Here is a 16,433-nt window from a genome sequence, read left to right on the forward strand (position 1 = left end):
TGGCACACCTGTAGGAGCTATCGGTAAGTTGTGGCAGAACTTGATAGCGGGTGCCTGAATCGGTCTTTTCCGGTAGCATTCCCCAGAGTTTGACCCGCCTGGAAGCCCCCCAATGTCCGACCGCCTGACCCTGCTGCGTCCCGACGACTGGCATATTCATCTTCGCGATGGTGCTGTGTTGACCCATACCGTCGCCGATGTCGCGCGCACCTTCGGGCGCGCAATCATCATGCCTAACCTGGTTCCGCCCGTGCGCAACGCCGCCGAGGCCGATGGCTATCGCCAGCGTATTCTCGCCGCGCGCCCGGCTGGCAGCCGCTTCGAACCGCTGATGGTGCTTTACCTCACCGACCGCACCCAGCCCGAAGAGATTCGCGACGCCAAGGCCAGCGGTTTTGTCCATGCCGCCAAGCTGTATCCTGCCGGCGCGACGACCAACTCCGATTCCGGTGTCACCAGCATCGACAAGATCTTCCCGGCACTGGAGGCCATGGCCGAAGTCGGCATGCCGTTGTTGATCCATGGTGAGGTTACCCGGGGCGACGTCGATGTGTTCGACCGCGAGAAGATCTTCATCGACGAGCACATGCGCCGTGTCGTGGAGCGTTTCCCGACCCTCAAGGTGGTGTTCGAACACATCACCACCGGCGATGCCGTACAGTTCGTCAACGAGGCCCCGGCCAACGTCGGCGCGACCATTACCGCCCACCACCTGCTGTACAACCGCAACCACATGCTGGTGGGCGGGATCCGGCCGCACTTCTATTGCCTGCCGATCCTCAAGCGCAATACCCACCAGGAAGCCTTGCTGGACGCCGCCACCAGCGGCAGCGCCAAGTTTTTCCTCGGCACCGACTCGGCGCCCCACGCCCGTCACGCCAAGGAAGCGGCCTGTGGTTGTGCCGGCTGCTACACCGCCTATGCCGCCATCGAGATGTACGCCGAGGCGTTCGAACAGCGCAATGCGCTGGAAAAACTCGAAGGCTTCGCCAGCCTGCATGGCTCGCGCTTCTATGGCCTGCCGGTGAACACCGACCGTATTACCCTGGTCCGTGACGAATGGACCGCCCCCGTCAGCCTGCCTTTCGGCGAGCAGACCGTCATCCCGCTGCGCGCCGGTGAAAAACTGCGCTGGCGCCTGCTGGAGGAAAACGCGTGAGTGAAGATCATTTCGACGACGAACTGGACGGCAACGGTGGTTCGGGCGGCGCCCGTCACCCCATGGCCGCGCGGTTCCGTGGTTATCTGCCGGTCGTCGTCGATGTAGAAACCGGTGGTTTCAATTCCGCCACCGACGCCTTGCTGGAAATCGCCGCGACCACCATCGGCATGGACGAAAAAGGCTTTGTGTTCCCTGACCACACCTATTTCTTCCGTGTCGAACCGTTCGAAGGCGCCAACGTCGAAGCGGCGGCGTTGGAGTTCACCGGGATCAAGCTCGATCACCCGCTGCGCATGGCCGTCAGCGAAGAAACGGCCCTGACCGACATCTTCCGTGGTGTGCGCAAGGCGCTCAAGGCCAACGGTTGCAAGCGCGCGATCCTGGTCGGGCACAACAGCAGCTTCGACCTGGGCTTCCTCAACGCCGCCGTCGCGCGCCTGGACATGAAGCGCAACCCGTTCCACCCGTTCTCCAGCTTCGACACCGCGACCCTGGCTGGCCTGGCGTATGGCCAGACCGTCCTGGCCAAGGCGTGCCAGGCAGCCGACATCGATTTCGATGGCCGTGAGGCACACTCGGCCCGCTACGACACCGAGAAGACCGCCGAGCTGTTCTGCGGCATCGTCAACCGGTGGAAAGAGATGGGCGGCTGGCAGGATTTCGACGACTGACATAGAGCCAAGCTTGGCCTTTTGTGGCGAGGGGATTTATCCCCGTTGGACTGCGCAGCAGTCCCAGAAAGGTGAGCCAGGCAAACTCAATTGACAGGTTTGGGGCCGCTTCGCGGCCCAGCGGGGATAAATCGCCTCGCCACAGGACTGTATTCTGCTTTGGAACACCCATAAAAAAACCGGCCCATCGAGGGCCGGTTTTTTTATGCCTGGAGGCGCTTACAGCTTGTCGCTGTGCTCGCCCAGGTAAGCGGCAACGCCTTCAGGCGATGCGGTCATGCCCTTGTCGCCTTTTTTCCAGTTGGCCGGGCAGACTTCGCCGTGCTCTTCGTGGAATTGCAGCGCGTCGACCAGACGGATCAACTCTTCCATGTTACGGCCCAGCGGCAGGTCGTTGATGATCTGCGAACGGACAACCCCCTTGTCGTCGATCAGGAAGGCGCCACGGAAGGCCACGCCACCTTCGGACTCAACGTCGTAGGCCTTGGCGATTTCGTGCTTCATGTCGGCAGCCATGGTGTATTTCACCTGACCGATACCGCCATTGTTGATCGGGGTGTTGCGCCAGGCGTTGTGGGTGAAGTGCGAGTCGATCGAAACAGCGATCACTTCAACGTTGCGCGCCTTGAAGTCTTCCATGCGGTGATCCAGTGCGATCAGCTCGGACGGGCAGACGAAGGTGAAGTCCAGCGGATAGAAGAACACCAGGCCGTATTTGCCTTTGATGGCCGAGGACAGGGTGAAGCTGTCGACGATTTCGCCGTTGCCAAGCACGGCTGGCACGGTGAAGTCAGGGGCTTGTTTGCCTACGAGTACGCTCATTGGATATCTCCTGATGTAATTAGCGTGAAAACAAAGTCCGGGCCAGCCTGCCACCCTCAGGCGACAGCCCTGTGACACGAACCCGCTTGCAAGGGCCGACCATCATACACCGCACATTTGGACTGTCTTCAACGGTTTTTCGGTGGTATCGAAAAATCGCCGCCCCGCTGCGTACCGCCTTTGTTGGCCAAGGAAAAAACCGTTCGTCAGCCTGGCATCGCTCAGGCGCAAGACCTTGAGAAACCACTTTGACAATCATTCTCGTTAACATTAAGATCCGTCTCAATTGAGTCACAACCAGCGACGGTTCTCACTTATGTATGTATGCCTCTGCACTGGCGTCACCGACGGACAAATCCGCGAAGCGATCTATGAAGGTTGCTGCAGCTATCGCGAAGTCCGCCAGGCCACCGGCGTAGCCAGCCAATGCGGCAAATGTGCCTGCCTGGCCAAGGAAGTGGTGCGTGAAACCCTCGCCAAGGTGCAAACGGCACAGGCCTCGATCCCCTACCCGGTAGAATTTACTGCCGCGTAAAGACAGCTTTTCAAGGAACCGGACTCAATGTCCGGTTTTTTTATGCCTGTAAATCAAATGCTTAGCGTCCAGACGCGGAACACAAACATTCTTATTCCGATTAATTTTCATTTATTATTCAATAACTTAGGTTTGACACTGGTAAATGCGCGGCTCAAACTCCGCCCTATACACAGCTATTACAGGGCAGGCCTCATCATGAAAGGCGACATTACAGTCATCCAGCATCTCAACAAGATCCTTGCCAATGAGCTGGTCGCGATCAACCAATACTTCCTGCATGCGCGCATGTACGAGGATTGGGGCCTGAACAAGCTGGGCAAGCACGAGTACCACGAGTCCATCGACGAGATGAAACACGCGGACAAACTGATCAAGCGCATCCTGTTCCTCGAAGGCCTGCCGAACGTCCAGGACCTGGGCAAACTGCACATCGGCGAACACACCCGGGAAATGCTCGAGTGCGACCTGCGCATCGAGCGCACCGGCCACGCCGACCTGAAGGCCGCCATTGCCCATTGCGAAAGCGTTGGCGACTTCGGTAGCCGTGAACTGCTGGAAGACATCCTCGAATCCGAGGAAGAGCACATCGACTGGCTGGAAACCCAACTAGGCCTGATCGACAAAGTCGGTCTTGAGAACTACCTGCAATCGCAGATGGGCGAAGAGTAACCTTCCCCGGCAGCAGGCCACTAAAAAGCCCCGCCCTCTTTCGAGAGGCGGGGCTTTTTATTGCCTGGATTCCCAGGCCACCGAAAACCCACTGTGGGAGCGGGCTTGCTCGCGAATGCGGTGGGTCAGGTAAAAAAGTGCTAGCTGATCCACCGCATTCGCGAGCAAGCCCGCTCCCACACGTCCGCGTTTACCCCATCATATGTGGCAAACGGATCATCGCGTATCAGGCTTCGGTCTTGTTCGCCGCTTTTTCTACCGCTGCCTTGATCGTGGTCTGCAAGGAACCGTCGGCGGCCATCTCGGTCATGATGTCACTACCGCCGATCAGCTCACCGCCCACCCACAATTGCGGGAAGGTTGGCCAGTTGGCGTACTTGGGCAGGTTGGCGCGGATTTCCGGGTTCTGCAGGATGTCCACGTAGGCAAACTTCTCGCCACACGCCATCACAGCCTGAGCAGCCTTGGCCGAGAAACCGCATTGTGGCGCGTTCGGCGAGCCTTTCATGTAAAGCAGGATGGTGTTGTTGGCAATCTGGTCTTTAATCGTTTCGATGATATCCACGGAGCACCTCGGCTTAAACTTTGCGACGTCAGTTGTCGACACGGTGGCGCATTGTAACGGAAAGCAGAACGTGCTGCTCAGAGACAATTCTACGCAGCCGCCACCTTCACCGGTACACCGTTGAGCGCCGCGTTGCCGGACAACTCATCGAGCTGGCAATCATCGGTCAGGTCATTGGCGCTGGATCCCGGCTGTCCGCTGGCAATGGTCATCTGCACGCCCGGCCGGGCATGTCCCCAGCCGTGGGGCAGGCTGACCACGCCTTTCATCATGTCCAGGCTGCCCAGTACCTCGACTTCGATGGCCCCCACCCGCGAACTGACCGTCACGCGCTGCCCGTCGGCAAGGCCGCGGGAGGCGAGGTCATCCGGGTGCATCAGCAATTGATGACGCGGCTTGCCCTTCACCAGTCGATGGAAGTTATGCATCCAGGAGTTATTGCTGCGCACATGGCGGCGGCCAATCATCAGCAACTCATCCGGTTCTGGCGCCTGCAACGCGGCAAAGCGCGCAAGGTCGGCGAGAATCACCGCCGGCGCGGCCTGCACCCGCTGGTTTTCGGTTTTCAAGCGTGGGGCCAGGTTGGGCTTGAGTGCGCCGAGGTCGATGCCATGGGGATGGTCGAACAAGGTCGCCAGAGACAGTTTGTGCGGCGAGGCGTCGCCATACGCCCCGCTGCGCAGGCCAAGATCGATCATCTGCGCTGGCGGCATGGTTGGCTTGAGCTCCTTGCCGGTCCGGGCAGCGAAGGCCTTGGCCAGGCCGACAAAGATTTCCCAGTCGTGCAGCGCCCCCTCGGGCTTGGGCAGGATCGCCCGGTTGAAACGGGTCACGTTGCGCACCGCGAACAGGTTGAAGGTGGTGTCGTAATGATCGTTTTCCAGGGCCGAGGTCGAGGGCAGGATCAGGTCGGCGTAACGGGTGGTTTCGTTGATGTACAGATCGACACTGACCATGAACTCCAGCCCATCCAGGGCCTGCTCCAATTGCCGCCCGTTGGGTGTAGACAACACCGGGTTGCCGGCCACGGTGACGAGCGCCCGAATCTGGCCTTCGCCCTCGGTCAGCATCTCCTCGGCCAGGGCCGACACCGGCAGCTCCCCTGCGTACTCGGGACGCCCGGACACCCGGCTCTGCCAGCGATTGAAATGCCCACCCGAGGTGGTCGCCACCAGGTCCACCGCCGGCTCGGTACACAGCGCACCGCCCACCCGATCCAGATTGCCGGTCACCAGGTTGATCACTTGGATCAGCCAGTGGCACAGCGTACCGAACGCCTGGGTCGACACCCCCATCCGCCCGTAGCACACCGCTGACGGGGCGGCGGCGAAGTCCCGGGCCAATTGCCGGATCTGCGCGGCCGGCACCGCACAAAGCGGGCTCATCGCTTCAGCCGTGAAAGCAGCAACGGCCGCGCGCACCTCGTCCAGGCCGTCCACCGGCAGATGGCTGTCACGGGTCAGGCCTTCGCTGAACAGGGTATCGAGCAAGCCAAACAGCAGCGCGGCATCGCCACCGGGACGCACGAAGACATGCTGGTCGGCAATGGCCGCCGTTTCGCTGCGGCGCGGATCGACCACCACCACTTTGCCGCCACGGGCCTGGATCGCCTTGAGACGCTTCTCCACGTCCGGCACGGTCATGATGCTGCCGTTGGAGGCCAATGGGTTGCCGCCCAGGATCAGCATGAAGTCGGTGTGATCGATGTCCGGAATCGGCAGTAGCAAGCCGTGGCCATACATCAGGTGGCTGGTCAGGTGATGGGGCAGTTGGTCCACCGAGGTTGCCGAGAAACGGCTGCGGGTCTTCAGCAGGCCCAGGAAGTAGTTGCTATGGGTCATCAGCCCATAGTTATGCACGCTGGGGTTGCCCTGGTAGACCGCCACCGCGTTCTGGCCGTGACGCTCCTGGATATCCGCCAGACGCGCGGCCACCAACGCGAAGGCATCGTCCCAGGCGATGGGGTGCCATTCGTTGCCGATGCGCTGCATGGGTTGGCGCAGGCGGTCCGGATCGTTCTGGATATCTTGCAGGGCCACTGCCTTGGGGCAGATGTGACCGCGACTGAAGGTGTCCAGCGCATCGCCCTTGATCGAGGTGATCGCCAGGCCCTGGCCGTCGGTTTCGGTGGTTTCGAGGGTCAAGCCGCAGATGGCTTCACACAGATGGCACGCACGGTGGTGGAGAGTCTTGGTCATGGCCAGTCTCTGTTTTATTCGTGGCGGGCACTTTCGGCCGCGGGAACAAAACTATGGCCCGCGCTTCCCGGCAGCGCCAGCGACGTTCGTCCTGTGAATTGCCGGGCATCAGGCCCGCCGATGAGGTGCGATCAAGGGCCCTCGGGGGGCGGCGCCAGGAGTTGGATTTCCTCGACGGTTTCCACCTGCTCCTGGGCGATGGGCACGCCGGTCAGTTCGCCAATCAATCGCCAATGCTCGTCGAGGCCGCTGCTGATCGTGGCCATGCGATCGATCATCCGGCGGCCGGCGGCCTTGGTCACTTCATCCTCGCTGCGCAGCAATTCGAATGACATGGACGTCACCGATGCCGTCAGGTGGGTCAGCGAGCGTGCGGTCAGCCCCAGCAATTCCATCAATTGTCGCTCTTTCGAATCCATTTCGGGCTCCTGTGCCGCTGAGGCTCATTTATAACCCAGGCCTTTGCATTAGGAAATGTTTCACAACCACCAGCAGGCAGGCGCAAGAGTCGAAGGACATGGCATAAACCGCCACCATCCATGGCGCGCCCGGCCGCGCTTGATTGCCAAGCCGAGCGGCGCCAGTGTACAAATGGGCCGCTGCAGTCAGGAAACCGGCCTCAAATACGTCATCGCATTCGCGTGATGGCTTCGCTGAAATCCCCAAAAACCGTAGCCCTATTGGTAAGACGCGACATTTAATTATAAGATCGCGCCTTCCCCTATTTCGTCGCCCCGTGCGGCTTTTGCCGCAGGTCTCGCCCGTTTTTTCATTAAACAAGGCTTTGAGCATCTGCGGTCAGTTACAAAAAGGTAGTCAATCATGAGCGCAAGGCACTTTCTCTCCCTGATGGATTTCACGCCCGATGAGTTGCTCGGCGTGATCCGTCGAGGCGTGGAGCTCAAGGACCTGCGTAATCGCGGCGTACTGTTCGAGCCCTTGAAAAACCGCGTGCTGGGGATGATCTTCGAGAAATCATCGACCCGCACCCGCATCTCTTTCGAAGCCGGCATGATCCAACTGGGCGGCCAGGCGATTTTTCTGTCGCCCCGCGACACCCAACTGGGCCGTGGCGAACCCATCGGCGATTGCGCCATCGTCATGTCGAGCATGCTGGACGCGGTGATGATCCGTACCTTTGCCCACAGCACCCTGACCGAGTTCGCGGCCCATTCCCGCGTACCGGTGATCAACGGCCTGTCCGACGACCTGCACCCCTGCCAGTTGCTGGCCGACATGCAGACCTTCCTCGAGCACCGTGGCTCGATCCAGGGCAAGACCGTGGCCTGGATCGGCGATGGCAACAACATGTGCAACAGCTATATAGAAGCGGCGATGCAATTCGACTTCCAACTTCGCGTTGCCTGCCCCGAAGGTTTTGACCCCAATGCCGAGTTGCTGGCCAAGGCCGGGGACCGGGTGTCCATCGTCCGTGACCCGAAACAGGCCGTGGCCGGTGCGCACCTGGTGAGCACCGACGTCTGGACCTCCATGGGCCAGGAAGAAGAAACCGCCAGGCGCCTGAAGTTGTTCGCGCCCCTGCAGGTCAACCGGGCCCTTCTCGACCTGGCGGATGCCGAGGTGTTGTTCATGCACTGCCTGCCGGCACACCGTGGCGAGGAGATCAGCATGGACCTGCTGGATGACCCGCGTTCGGTAGCCTGGGACCAGGCCGAGAATCGCCTGCATGCGCAAAAGGCCTTGCTCGAGTTCCTGGTCGAGCCGGCGTATCACCACGCATGAGCCACGCCCTGCTGCTGAACTTGCACAACCTGGCCTGCGGTTATCAGGACCAGCGGGTCGTGCAGAACCTCAACCTGCACCTCAATGCCGGTGATATCGGTTGCCTGCTCGGTTCGTCCGGGTGCGGCAAGACCACGACCTTGCGCGCCATTGCCGGCTTCGAACCGGTGCACGAGGGTGAAATCCAGTTGGCCGGGGAAACCATCTCCCGCGCCGGCTTCACCCTCGCCCCGGAAAAACGCCGCATCGGCATGGTGTTCCAGGACTACGCCCTGTTCCCCCACCTGAGCGTGGCCCAGAACATTGCCTTTGGCATTCGCAAGCATCCGAACAAGGATCGCGTCGTCGAAGAATTGCTGGAACTGGTCAACCTGAAACACCTGGGCAGCCGTTTTACCCATGAACTGTCCGGCGGCCAACAGCAGCGCGTGGCCCTGGCCCGTGCGCTGGCGCCGGAACCGCAGCTGCTGTTGCTCGATGAACCGTTCTCCAACCTCGATGGCGAGCTGCGCCGCAAGCTCAGCCATGAAGTGCGAGACATTCTCAAGGCCCGCGGCACCAGCGCGATCCTGGTCACCCACGATCAGGAAGAAGCGTTCGCCGTGAGTGACCATGTCGGCGTATTCAGGGAAGGTCGCCTGGAACAGTGGGACACGCCCTACAACCTGTATCACGAACCACTGACCCCATTCGTCGCCAGTTTCGTTGGCCAGGGCTACTTCATTCGCGGCCAGCTGGACAGCCCGGAATCGGTACGGACCGAGCTGGGCCTGCTGCGCGGCAACCGGGCCTACACCTGGCCCATCGGCGGCGCGGTGGACGTGCTGCTGCGCCCAGACGATATCGTCTACGCTCCGGACAGCCCGCTTACCGCCAGAATCGTTGGCAAGACCTTCCTGGGTGCTTCAACCTTGTACCGCCTGCAGTTACCCACAGGTGCGCAACTGGAATCGATCTTCCCCAGCCATGCCGACCATCAGGTTGGCGCCGCCGTGGGCATCCGCGTGGCGGCTGAACACCTGGTGCTGTTCCAGGCTTCGGGCAGCACCGCGGCACATATCCCACCGGTGGACAGCGGTGTGCGACGCTACAGCGCGGCCAACTGATCATTGTGGGAGCGGACACATTCGGCATTGATGCAGGCTGAACCACCGCTATCGCGAGCAATCTCGCTCCCACATTTTGATGTCATTGACTTGAGTGCAGCCTCAACGTCCCGCTGGCCACCAACGTCGCGTTCCCGCCGATCTTCACCCGCTCCCCCTCCAACCGACAAAACAACGCCCCGCCCCTGGCCGAACACTGATAAGCCGTCAGTCCGTGCTTGCCCAGGCGCTTGGACCAATAGGGAATCAGGCTGCAATGGGTCGAGCCGGTCACCGGGTCTTCGTTGATGCCGATCGCCGGGGCAAAATAGCGCGAGACAAAATCATGCTTGCTCCCCGGCGCGGTGACGATGGCGCCGGGCCAGGGCAGTTTCGCCAGGGCCACCATGTCCGGTTTGCAATCGAGCACCGCTTGCTCCGACTCCAGCACCACGAACAACTCGTTGGAACTCAGCACATCCACCGCTTCGACGCCCAAGGCACTCTGCACGGCCAGGGACACGCCCAACTCGGCAGGCACCACGGCCGGAAAATCCAACCACAACCGATCACCCTCACGCGTCACACTCAACGAGCCGGACCGGCAGATAAAATCCAGGCGCTCGACAGTTTCGTGATAGACCTCGAACAGCACATAAGCGCTGGCCAACGTGGCGTGGCCACACAGCGGGACTTCGGTGGTGGGGGTGAACCAGCGGATATGCCAATGCTGACCTTCACGCACCAGGAACGCGGTTTCAGCCAGGTTATGCTCGGCGGCGATCTTCTGCATCAGGTCGTCGGCAAGCCAGCCGTCGAGCCGATAGACCATCGCCGGGTTGCCGCCGAACGGCCGGTCACTGAACGCATCGACCTGATGAAACGCAAGCTGCATGGCACTTCTCCTTATTTTTCTGATGCGCCAGCATGGGGTGTAGCGGCATGGCTTATCCAGTGACAGATCAGCAGAATTTTCACCCTACAGGCTGCGCAGCGGCCACCCTGCTCTATCCAGCACGCCCGATATCAGCAAACACTGCCCCGGTGTGCTCCTTCAATACCGAAGGCGCCAACTCGACTTCCAATCCACGCCGCCCCGCACTGACGAACATACTGGCGAGTGGCTGTGCGGAATTGTCGATAAACGTGCGTAAACGCTTCTTCTGTCCCAGCGGGCTGATACCGCCGAGCAAATAACCGGTCGAACGCTGCGCGGCGACCGGGTCAGCCATCTCGACCTTCTTCACGCCGGCGGCGTGGGCCAGGCCTTTCAAATCCAGACTCCCGGCCACGGGCACTACCGCCACCAACAGCTCACCTTTTTCACTGGCCGCCAACAACGTCTTGAACACCTGCGCCGGATCCAGCCCGAGCTTTTCCGCCGCCTCCAAGCCATAGGACGCCGCCTTGGGATCGTGTTCATAACTGTGGATACGATGTTCGGCGCGCACTTTCTTAAGCAGATCCAACGCGGGTGTCATGACCGCTCCTGATAACGAAATCAAAAAAGAGTGAGCGGATTCTAAGCCATCGTCTGCAAAAAGGCTTTGCGGCTGCACTGCCCGTACCACTGTTGCCTCTCTTGGGGCAGAGTCATTCACAGCGCGAATAGTTGAAATGTGACCAATGGTTCACTTTCGACCTTTGACACCAGCGTTTCTTGTCTATATTTTTTCGAAACTGAAAGCAACATTGCAGGTCTCAAGCAGCAACCCGAGTTCAGGATGGGATCCTGCCTCGGTGGAAATCGCACAATCGTGCTGTATCGAACGCGCTGCAAAACAACAAAAGACCGAGGTTTGAATGACAACTGCTTTACAACAGCCGTCCCTGTCCAGCCAATGTCTGGCCGAATTCCTGGGAACTGGGCTGCTGATTTTTTTCGGCACTGGTTGCGTCGCGGCGCTCAAGGTCGCGGGTGCGAGCTTCGGCTTGTGGGAAATCAGCCTCATCTGGGGCGTCGGCGTCAGCATGGCGATCTATCTGAGCGCAGGCATTTCCGGCGCCCATCTCAACCCCGCCGTCAGCATCGCCCTGTGCATATTCACCGACTTCGAAAAGCGCAAGCTGCCTTTCTACATAGCGTCCCAAGTGACCGGCGCTTTCTGCGGCGCCCTCCTGGTCTACACCTTGTATAGCAATCTATTCTTCGATTTCGAACAGTCCCGGCACATGGTTCGCGGCACCGAAATGAGCCTCGAACTGGCTTCGGTGTTCTCCACCTACCCGCACGCGGCACTCTCCACTGGCCAAGCCTTCCTCGTGGAAGCGATCATCACCGCCATCCTGATGGGGGTGATCATGTCCTTGACCGATGACAACAACGGCTTGCCCCGTGGCCCACTGGCGCCGTTGCTGATCGGCCTGCTGATTGCCGTGATTGGCAGTTCCATGGGGCCGCTGACGGGTTTTGCGATGAACCCGGCGCGGGACTTCGGTCCTAAACTGATGACTTTCTTCGCAGGCTGGGGTGAAATTTCCCTCACGGGTGGACGCGACATCCCGTACTTCCTGGTTCCGATTTTTGCGCCGATCGTGGGTGCGTGCCTCGGTGCTGCGGCCTATCGCGGGCTGATTGCCCGCCACCTGCCCAGCGCTGTAACAGCTACAAAGGATGCAGAACCGGCCATTGACGGCAAGCCCAGAACATCCTGAAACAGTCGGCGCAGGCCCTGCCATTCGAAGCCTGCGCCGTGGCTTCTTCTTACGTCTCCCTTTATGAAAGACCCGAGGCAATCGAAATGACCGACACCCAGAACAAGAACTACATCATTGCCCTCGACCAGGGTACGACCAGCTCGCGCGCGATCATCTTCGACCGTGATGCCAATGTGGTCTGCACCGCCCAACGCGAATTCGCCCAGCACTACCCGCAGGCCGGCTGGGTCGAACACGACCCGATGGAAATCTTCGCCACCCAGAGCGCGGTCATGGTCGAAGCCTTGGCCCAGGCCGGCCTGCACCATGACCAGGTGGCCGCCATCGGCATCACCAACCAACGGGAAACCACCGTGGTCTGGGACAAGACCACCGGCCGTCCGATCTACAACGCCATCGTCTGGCAGTGCCGCCGCAGCACCGAGATCTGCCAACAGCTCAAGCGCGACGGCCACGAGCAATACATCAGCCAGACCACCGGCCTGGTCACCGACCCGTACTTCTCCGGCACCAAGCTCAAATGGATCCTGGACAACGTCGAAGGCAGCCGCGAGCGTGCGCGCAACGGTGAGCTGCTGTTCGGCACGGTCGATAGCTGGCTGATCTGGAAATTCACCGGCGGCAAGGTCCACGTCACCGACTACACCAACGCCTCGCGCACCCTGCTCTTCAACATTCACTCGTTGGAATGGGACGCGAAGATGCTCGAGATCCTCGACATCCCCCGGGAAATGCTCCCGGAAGTGAAGTCGTCCTCGGAAATCTATGGCCGCACCAAAAGCGGTATCGCCATCGGCGGCATCGCCGGCGACCAGCAGGCAGCCCTGTTCGGGCAGATGTGCGTGGAGCCGGGTCAGGCGAAAAACACCTACGGCACCGGCTGCTTCCTGCTGATGAACACCGGGAAAAAGGCCGTGAAATCCAATCACGGTATGCTCACCACTATTGCCTGCGGCCCCCGTGGCGAAGTGGCCTATGCCCTGGAAGGCGCTGTATTCAACGGTGGCTCCACCGTCCAATGGCTGCGTGATGAACTGAAGATCATCAACGACGCCCTGGATACCGAATACTTTGCCAACAAGGTCAAGGACAGCAACGGTGTGTACCTGGTGCCCGCCTTCACCGGCCTGGGCGCGCCGTACTGGGACCCCTATGCCCGTGGCGCACTGTTTGGCCTGACCCGCGGCGTACGGGTCGATCACATCATTCGCGCAGCACTGGAGTCGATCGCCTACCAGACCCGCGACGTGCTCGACGCCATGCAACAGGATTCGGGCGAACGCCTCAGGGCCCTGCGCGTCGACGGTGGCGCGGTGGCTAACAACTTCCTGATGCAGTTCCAGGCCGACATCCTCGGCACCCAGGTCGAGCGGCCAAAAATGCGTGAAACCACGGCCCTGGGTGCGGCATACCTGGCCGGCCTGGCGTGCGGCTTCTGGGGCAGCCTGGAAGAACTGCGCGGCAAAGCGGTGATCGAGCGCGAATTCGAACCGCAACTGGACGAGGCGGCGAAAGAAAAACTCTATGCCGGCTGGCAGAAAGCGGTCAGCCGCACCCGCGATTGGGAGCCCCACGAAGACGCTGAATAAGCCTGATAAGGTTCTGAAACTGGTCGGGATCGGATTCCTGCGGCATCATGGGCAAATTTTGTACGGCAGCCCAAAGGAAGCCCCATGAATCTGCCTCCCCGCCAGCAGCAAATCCTCGAACTGGTCCGCGAACGCGGCTATGTCAGCATCGAGGAAATGGCGCAGTTATTCGTCGTCACCCCACAAACCATCCGCCGCGACATCAACCAACTGGCGGAAGTGAACCTGCTGCGCCGCTACCACGGCGGCGCCGCCTACGATTCAAGCGTGGAAAACACCGCCTACGCCATGCGCGCCGACCAGATGCGCGACGAAAAACAACGCATCGCCGAAGCCATCGCCGCCCAGATCCCCGATCACGCCTCGCTGTTCATCAACATCGGCACCACCACCGAATCCATCGCCCGAGCCCTGCTCAACCACAACCACCTGAAGGTCATCACCAACAACCTGCACGTGGCTTCGATCCTCAGCGCCAAGGATGACTTCGAAGTCCTGATCGCCGGCGGCAACGTACGGCGTGACGGCGGCGTGGTGGGCCAGGCCAGCGTCGACTTCATCAACCAGTTCAAGGTCGACTTCGCCCTGGTGGGTATCAGCGGGATCGATGAAGACGGCAGCCTGCTGGACTTCGACTACCAGGAAGTGCGGGTTTCCCAAGCCATCATCGCCAACGCCCGGCAAGTGCTGTTGGCGGCGGACTCCAGCAAGTTCGGACGCAATGCCATGGTCCGCCTGGGCCCCATCAGCTTGATCGACTGCCTGGTGACCGACCAGCAACCGGTGCCGGCCCTGGCGCAGCTGTTGAGCCAGCACAAGATTCGGTTGGAGGTGGTCTGACTGCATCCAAGTCCCTCTGTGGCGAGGGGATTTATCCCCTCGCCACAAATGGCCTTCCTGCCTGCGTCAAGTCGTCTTCGTGTTCGAAAATTTTCCTTTCAGCTTCTTTTGATCAGTATTTTCAATCGAAGTCAGCTGGCTGTTGCTGTATTTATGGGCTAGTATTTTCGCAAATGAACATTTATGTTCGAATTCAAATATTACGAAAAGAACCCGAGGCCAGCCGATGCCCACTTCTACCTTGCCTACGCCCCCTCTCGCCGAGATCTATGACGTCGCCGTCATTGGCGGCGGTATCAATGGCGTGGGGATTGCCGCAGACGCTGCCGGGCGCGGTCTTTCGGTGTTCCTTTGTGAAAAGGACGACCTGGCCAGTCATACCTCGTCAGCCAGCAGCAAGCTGATCCACGGTGGCCTGCGCTACCTTGAACATTACGAATTCCGCCTGGTGCGCGAAGCACTGGCCGAACGCGAAGTGCTGCTGACCAAGGCCCCGCACATCGTCAAGCAAATGCGCTTCGTGCTGCCCCACCGCCCGCACCTGCGCCCGGCCTGGATGATTCGCGCCGGCCTGTTCCTCTACGATCACTTGGGCAAACGTGAACTGCTCGCAGGCTCCAAAAGCCTGAAATTCGGTGCCGACAGCCCACTGAAAAGCGAAATCACCAAAGGTTTCGAATATTCCGACTGCTGGGTCGACGATGCGCGACTGGTGGTACTCAACGCCATGGCCGCCCGGGAAAAAGGTGCACATGTCCACACCCGCACCCGCTGTGTGAACGCCCGCCGTAGCAAAGGCCTGTGGCACTTGCACCTGGAACGCGCCGACGGCAGCCTGTTTTCGATCCGCGCCAAGGCGCTGGTGAACGCCGCCGGTCCTTGGGTTGCCAAGTTCATTCGCGACGATCTGAAGATGGAGTCGCCCTACGGTATCCGCCTGATCCAGGGCAGCCACCTGATCGTGCCGAAACTCTACGAAGGCGAGCACGCGCACATTCTTCAGAATGAAGACCAACGCATCGTGTTCACTATTCCGTACCTGAACCAGTTCACCTTGATCGGCACAACTGATCGGGAATACACCGGTGACCCGGCCAAGGTAGCGATCACCGAAGGCGAAACCGATTACCTGCTGAAGGTGGTCAACGCCCACTTCAAGAAGCAGATCAGCCGCGACGATATCCTGCACAGTTATTCCGGCGTACGCCCGCTGTGCAACGACGAGTCCGACAACCCATCGGCCGTCACCCGGGACTACACCCTGGCGCTTTCCGGTGGTGGCGAAGAAGCCCCCTTGCTGTCGGTGTTCGGCGGCAAGCTGACCACTTATCGCAAGTTGGCCGAATCGGCCATGGCGCAACTGGCGCCCTACTTCACGCAGATGCGCGGAAGCTGGACCGCCGTAGAGGCCCTCCCCGGCGGCGAAAACATGACCACCCCGCAAGCGCTGTGCTCGGCGTTGCGGGACAAGTTCGACTGGCTGCCGACCGACATCGCCCGCCGCTGGGCCACCACCTACGGCAGCCGTACCTGGCGCATGCTCGAAGGCGTGCATGACCTGGGCGACCTGGGCGAACACCTCGGCGCTGGTCTCTACACCCGCGAAGTCGATTATCTGTGCAGCGACGAGTGGGCCGTCGATGCCCAGGACATCCTTTGGCGCCGCAGCAAGCTGGGCTTGTTCACCACCCCGGTCGAGCAGGAGAAGCTGCAGCAGTACCTGGATAAGGTCGAGCATAACCGTCGCAAGATCGAAGCGGCCTGACCGATATCACGCAAAACCCAAAGCCCCTGAATCCAGCGATTCAGGGGCTTTTTGCTATCTGGCGTCCACCGCTGCCCCCTGTGGGAGATTCTATGGTGCAGGGCTACCCCCTAAATGCCTTTCGGTAA

General features: G+C 60.5%; 16 protein-coding genes. 10 read left to right on the top strand and 6 right to left on the bottom strand.

What is annotated here, in order from left to right:
• Positions 1-112: 112 nt before the first annotated feature.
• Positions 113-1,159 (top strand): dihydroorotase, encoded by a 1,047-nt coding sequence (gene pyrC / locus BLP82_RS28215; protein WP_092176248.1) that lies wholly within the window; start codon positions 113-115, stop codon positions 1,157-1,159.
• Positions 1,156-1,833, top strand: coding sequence for a ribonuclease T (gene rnt / locus BLP82_RS28220; protein ID WP_003204947.1), 678 nt, complete (start codon positions 1,156-1,158; stop codon positions 1,831-1,833). The genes pyrC and rnt overlap by 4 nt, the downstream gene beginning before the upstream one ends.
• A 219-nt stretch (positions 1,834-2,052) precedes the next feature.
• Here the strand turns inward: rnt and BLP82_RS28225 are convergent, their stop codons facing one another.
• Positions 2,053-2,655, bottom strand: coding sequence for a peroxiredoxin (locus BLP82_RS28225; protein WP_092176252.1), 603 nt, complete (start codon positions 2,653-2,655; stop codon positions 2,053-2,055).
• 316 nt (positions 2,656-2,971) lie between these two features.
• On the opposite strand from BLP82_RS28225, the gene BLP82_RS28230 reads away from it, so the two are divergent.
• Together BLP82_RS28230 and bfr are read left to right on the top strand one after the other, a co-directional pair.
• The gene (locus tag BLP82_RS28230) at positions 2,972-3,190 is read left to right on the top strand and encodes a bacterioferritin-associated ferredoxin (protein WP_003178704.1); all 219 of its coding nucleotides are present in this window, start codon (positions 2,972-2,974) and stop codon (positions 3,188-3,190) included.
• Positions 3,191-3,388: 198 nt separating this feature from the next.
• On the top strand, positions 3,389-3,862 hold the full coding sequence (gene bfr / locus BLP82_RS28235; RefSeq protein ID WP_003178701.1) for a bacterioferritin: 474 nt from the start codon (positions 3,389-3,391) through the stop codon (positions 3,860-3,862).
• A gap of 226 nt (positions 3,863-4,088) precedes the next feature.
• On the opposite strand, the gene grxD is transcribed toward bfr, so the two are convergent.
• From grxD to BLP82_RS28250, 3 genes are all read right to left on the bottom strand, one after another.
• Positions 4,089-4,427: a Grx4 family monothiol glutaredoxin gene (gene grxD / locus BLP82_RS28240; protein WP_092176255.1), complete on the bottom strand. Its 339-nt coding sequence runs from the start codon at positions 4,425-4,427 to the stop codon at positions 4,089-4,091.
• Positions 4,428-4,516: 89 nt separating this feature from the next.
• Positions 4,517-6,625: a molybdopterin oxidoreductase family protein gene (locus BLP82_RS28245; RefSeq protein WP_092176259.1), complete on the bottom strand. Its 2,109-nt coding sequence runs from the start codon at positions 6,623-6,625 to the stop codon at positions 4,517-4,519.
• 131 nt (positions 6,626-6,756) lie between these two features.
• Positions 6,757-7,044, bottom strand: a complete 288-nt coding sequence (locus BLP82_RS28250; protein ID WP_092176263.1) for a hypothetical protein — start codon at positions 7,042-7,044, stop codon at positions 6,757-6,759.
• 403 nt (positions 7,045-7,447) lie between these two features.
• Here BLP82_RS28250 and argF point away from each other — a divergent pair, with 403 nt between their 5' ends.
• Positions 7,448-8,368, top strand: coding sequence for an ornithine carbamoyltransferase (gene argF, locus BLP82_RS28255; protein WP_092176267.1), 921 nt, complete (start codon positions 7,448-7,450; stop codon positions 8,366-8,368).
• Positions 8,365-9,474 (top strand): ABC transporter ATP-binding protein, encoded by a 1,110-nt coding sequence (locus BLP82_RS28260; protein WP_092176271.1) that lies wholly within the window; start codon positions 8,365-8,367, stop codon positions 9,472-9,474. The genes argF and BLP82_RS28260 overlap by 4 nt, the downstream gene beginning before the upstream one ends.
• Before the next feature lie 82 nt (positions 9,475-9,556).
• On the opposite strand, the gene BLP82_RS28265 is transcribed toward BLP82_RS28260, so the two are convergent.
• Both BLP82_RS28265 and ybaK read right to left on the bottom strand, forming a co-directional pair.
• On the bottom strand, positions 9,557-10,348 hold the full coding sequence (locus tag BLP82_RS28265) for a PhzF family phenazine biosynthesis protein (RefSeq protein WP_092176275.1): 792 nt from the start codon (positions 10,346-10,348) through the stop codon (positions 9,557-9,559).
• Between the two features lie 112 nt (positions 10,349-10,460).
• Positions 10,461-10,934: a Cys-tRNA(Pro) deacylase gene (gene ybaK / locus BLP82_RS28270; RefSeq protein WP_092176279.1), complete on the bottom strand. Its 474-nt coding sequence runs from the start codon at positions 10,932-10,934 to the stop codon at positions 10,461-10,463.
• 322 nt (positions 10,935-11,256) lie between these two features.
• Here ybaK and BLP82_RS28275 point away from each other — a divergent pair, with 322 nt between their 5' ends.
• The 4 genes from BLP82_RS28275 (at position 11,257) to glpD (ending at position 16,305) form a co-directional block, all read left to right on the top strand.
• A complete protein-coding gene (locus BLP82_RS28275) occupies positions 11,257-12,108 on the top strand; it encodes an MIP/aquaporin family protein (RefSeq protein ID WP_092176283.1) in 852 nt (283 codons plus the stop codon).
• Positions 12,109-12,194: 86 nt separating this feature from the next.
• Positions 12,195-13,700 (top strand): glycerol kinase GlpK, encoded by a 1,506-nt coding sequence (gene glpK / locus BLP82_RS28280; protein ID WP_092176287.1) that lies wholly within the window; start codon positions 12,195-12,197, stop codon positions 13,698-13,700.
• Between the two features lie 84 nt (positions 13,701-13,784).
• Complete coding sequence (locus BLP82_RS28285) at positions 13,785-14,540, top strand: DeoR/GlpR family transcriptional regulator (RefSeq protein WP_003204973.1); 756 nt, start codon at positions 13,785-13,787, stop codon at positions 14,538-14,540.
• A gap of 226 nt (positions 14,541-14,766) precedes the next feature.
• Positions 14,767-16,305 carry a glycerol-3-phosphate dehydrogenase gene (gene glpD / locus BLP82_RS28290; protein WP_092176290.1) on the top strand — a complete coding sequence of 513 codons (1,539 nt, stop codon included), beginning with the start codon at positions 14,767-14,769 and terminating at the stop codon, positions 16,303-16,305.
• The last annotated feature ends 128 nt before the right edge of the window (positions 16,306-16,433 follow it).

The organism is Pseudomonas sp. NFACC37-1, assembly GCF_900101575.1.
GTDB classification, from domain to species: Bacteria; Pseudomonadota; Gammaproteobacteria; order Pseudomonadales; family Pseudomonadaceae; genus Aquipseudomonas; species Aquipseudomonas fluorescens_AA.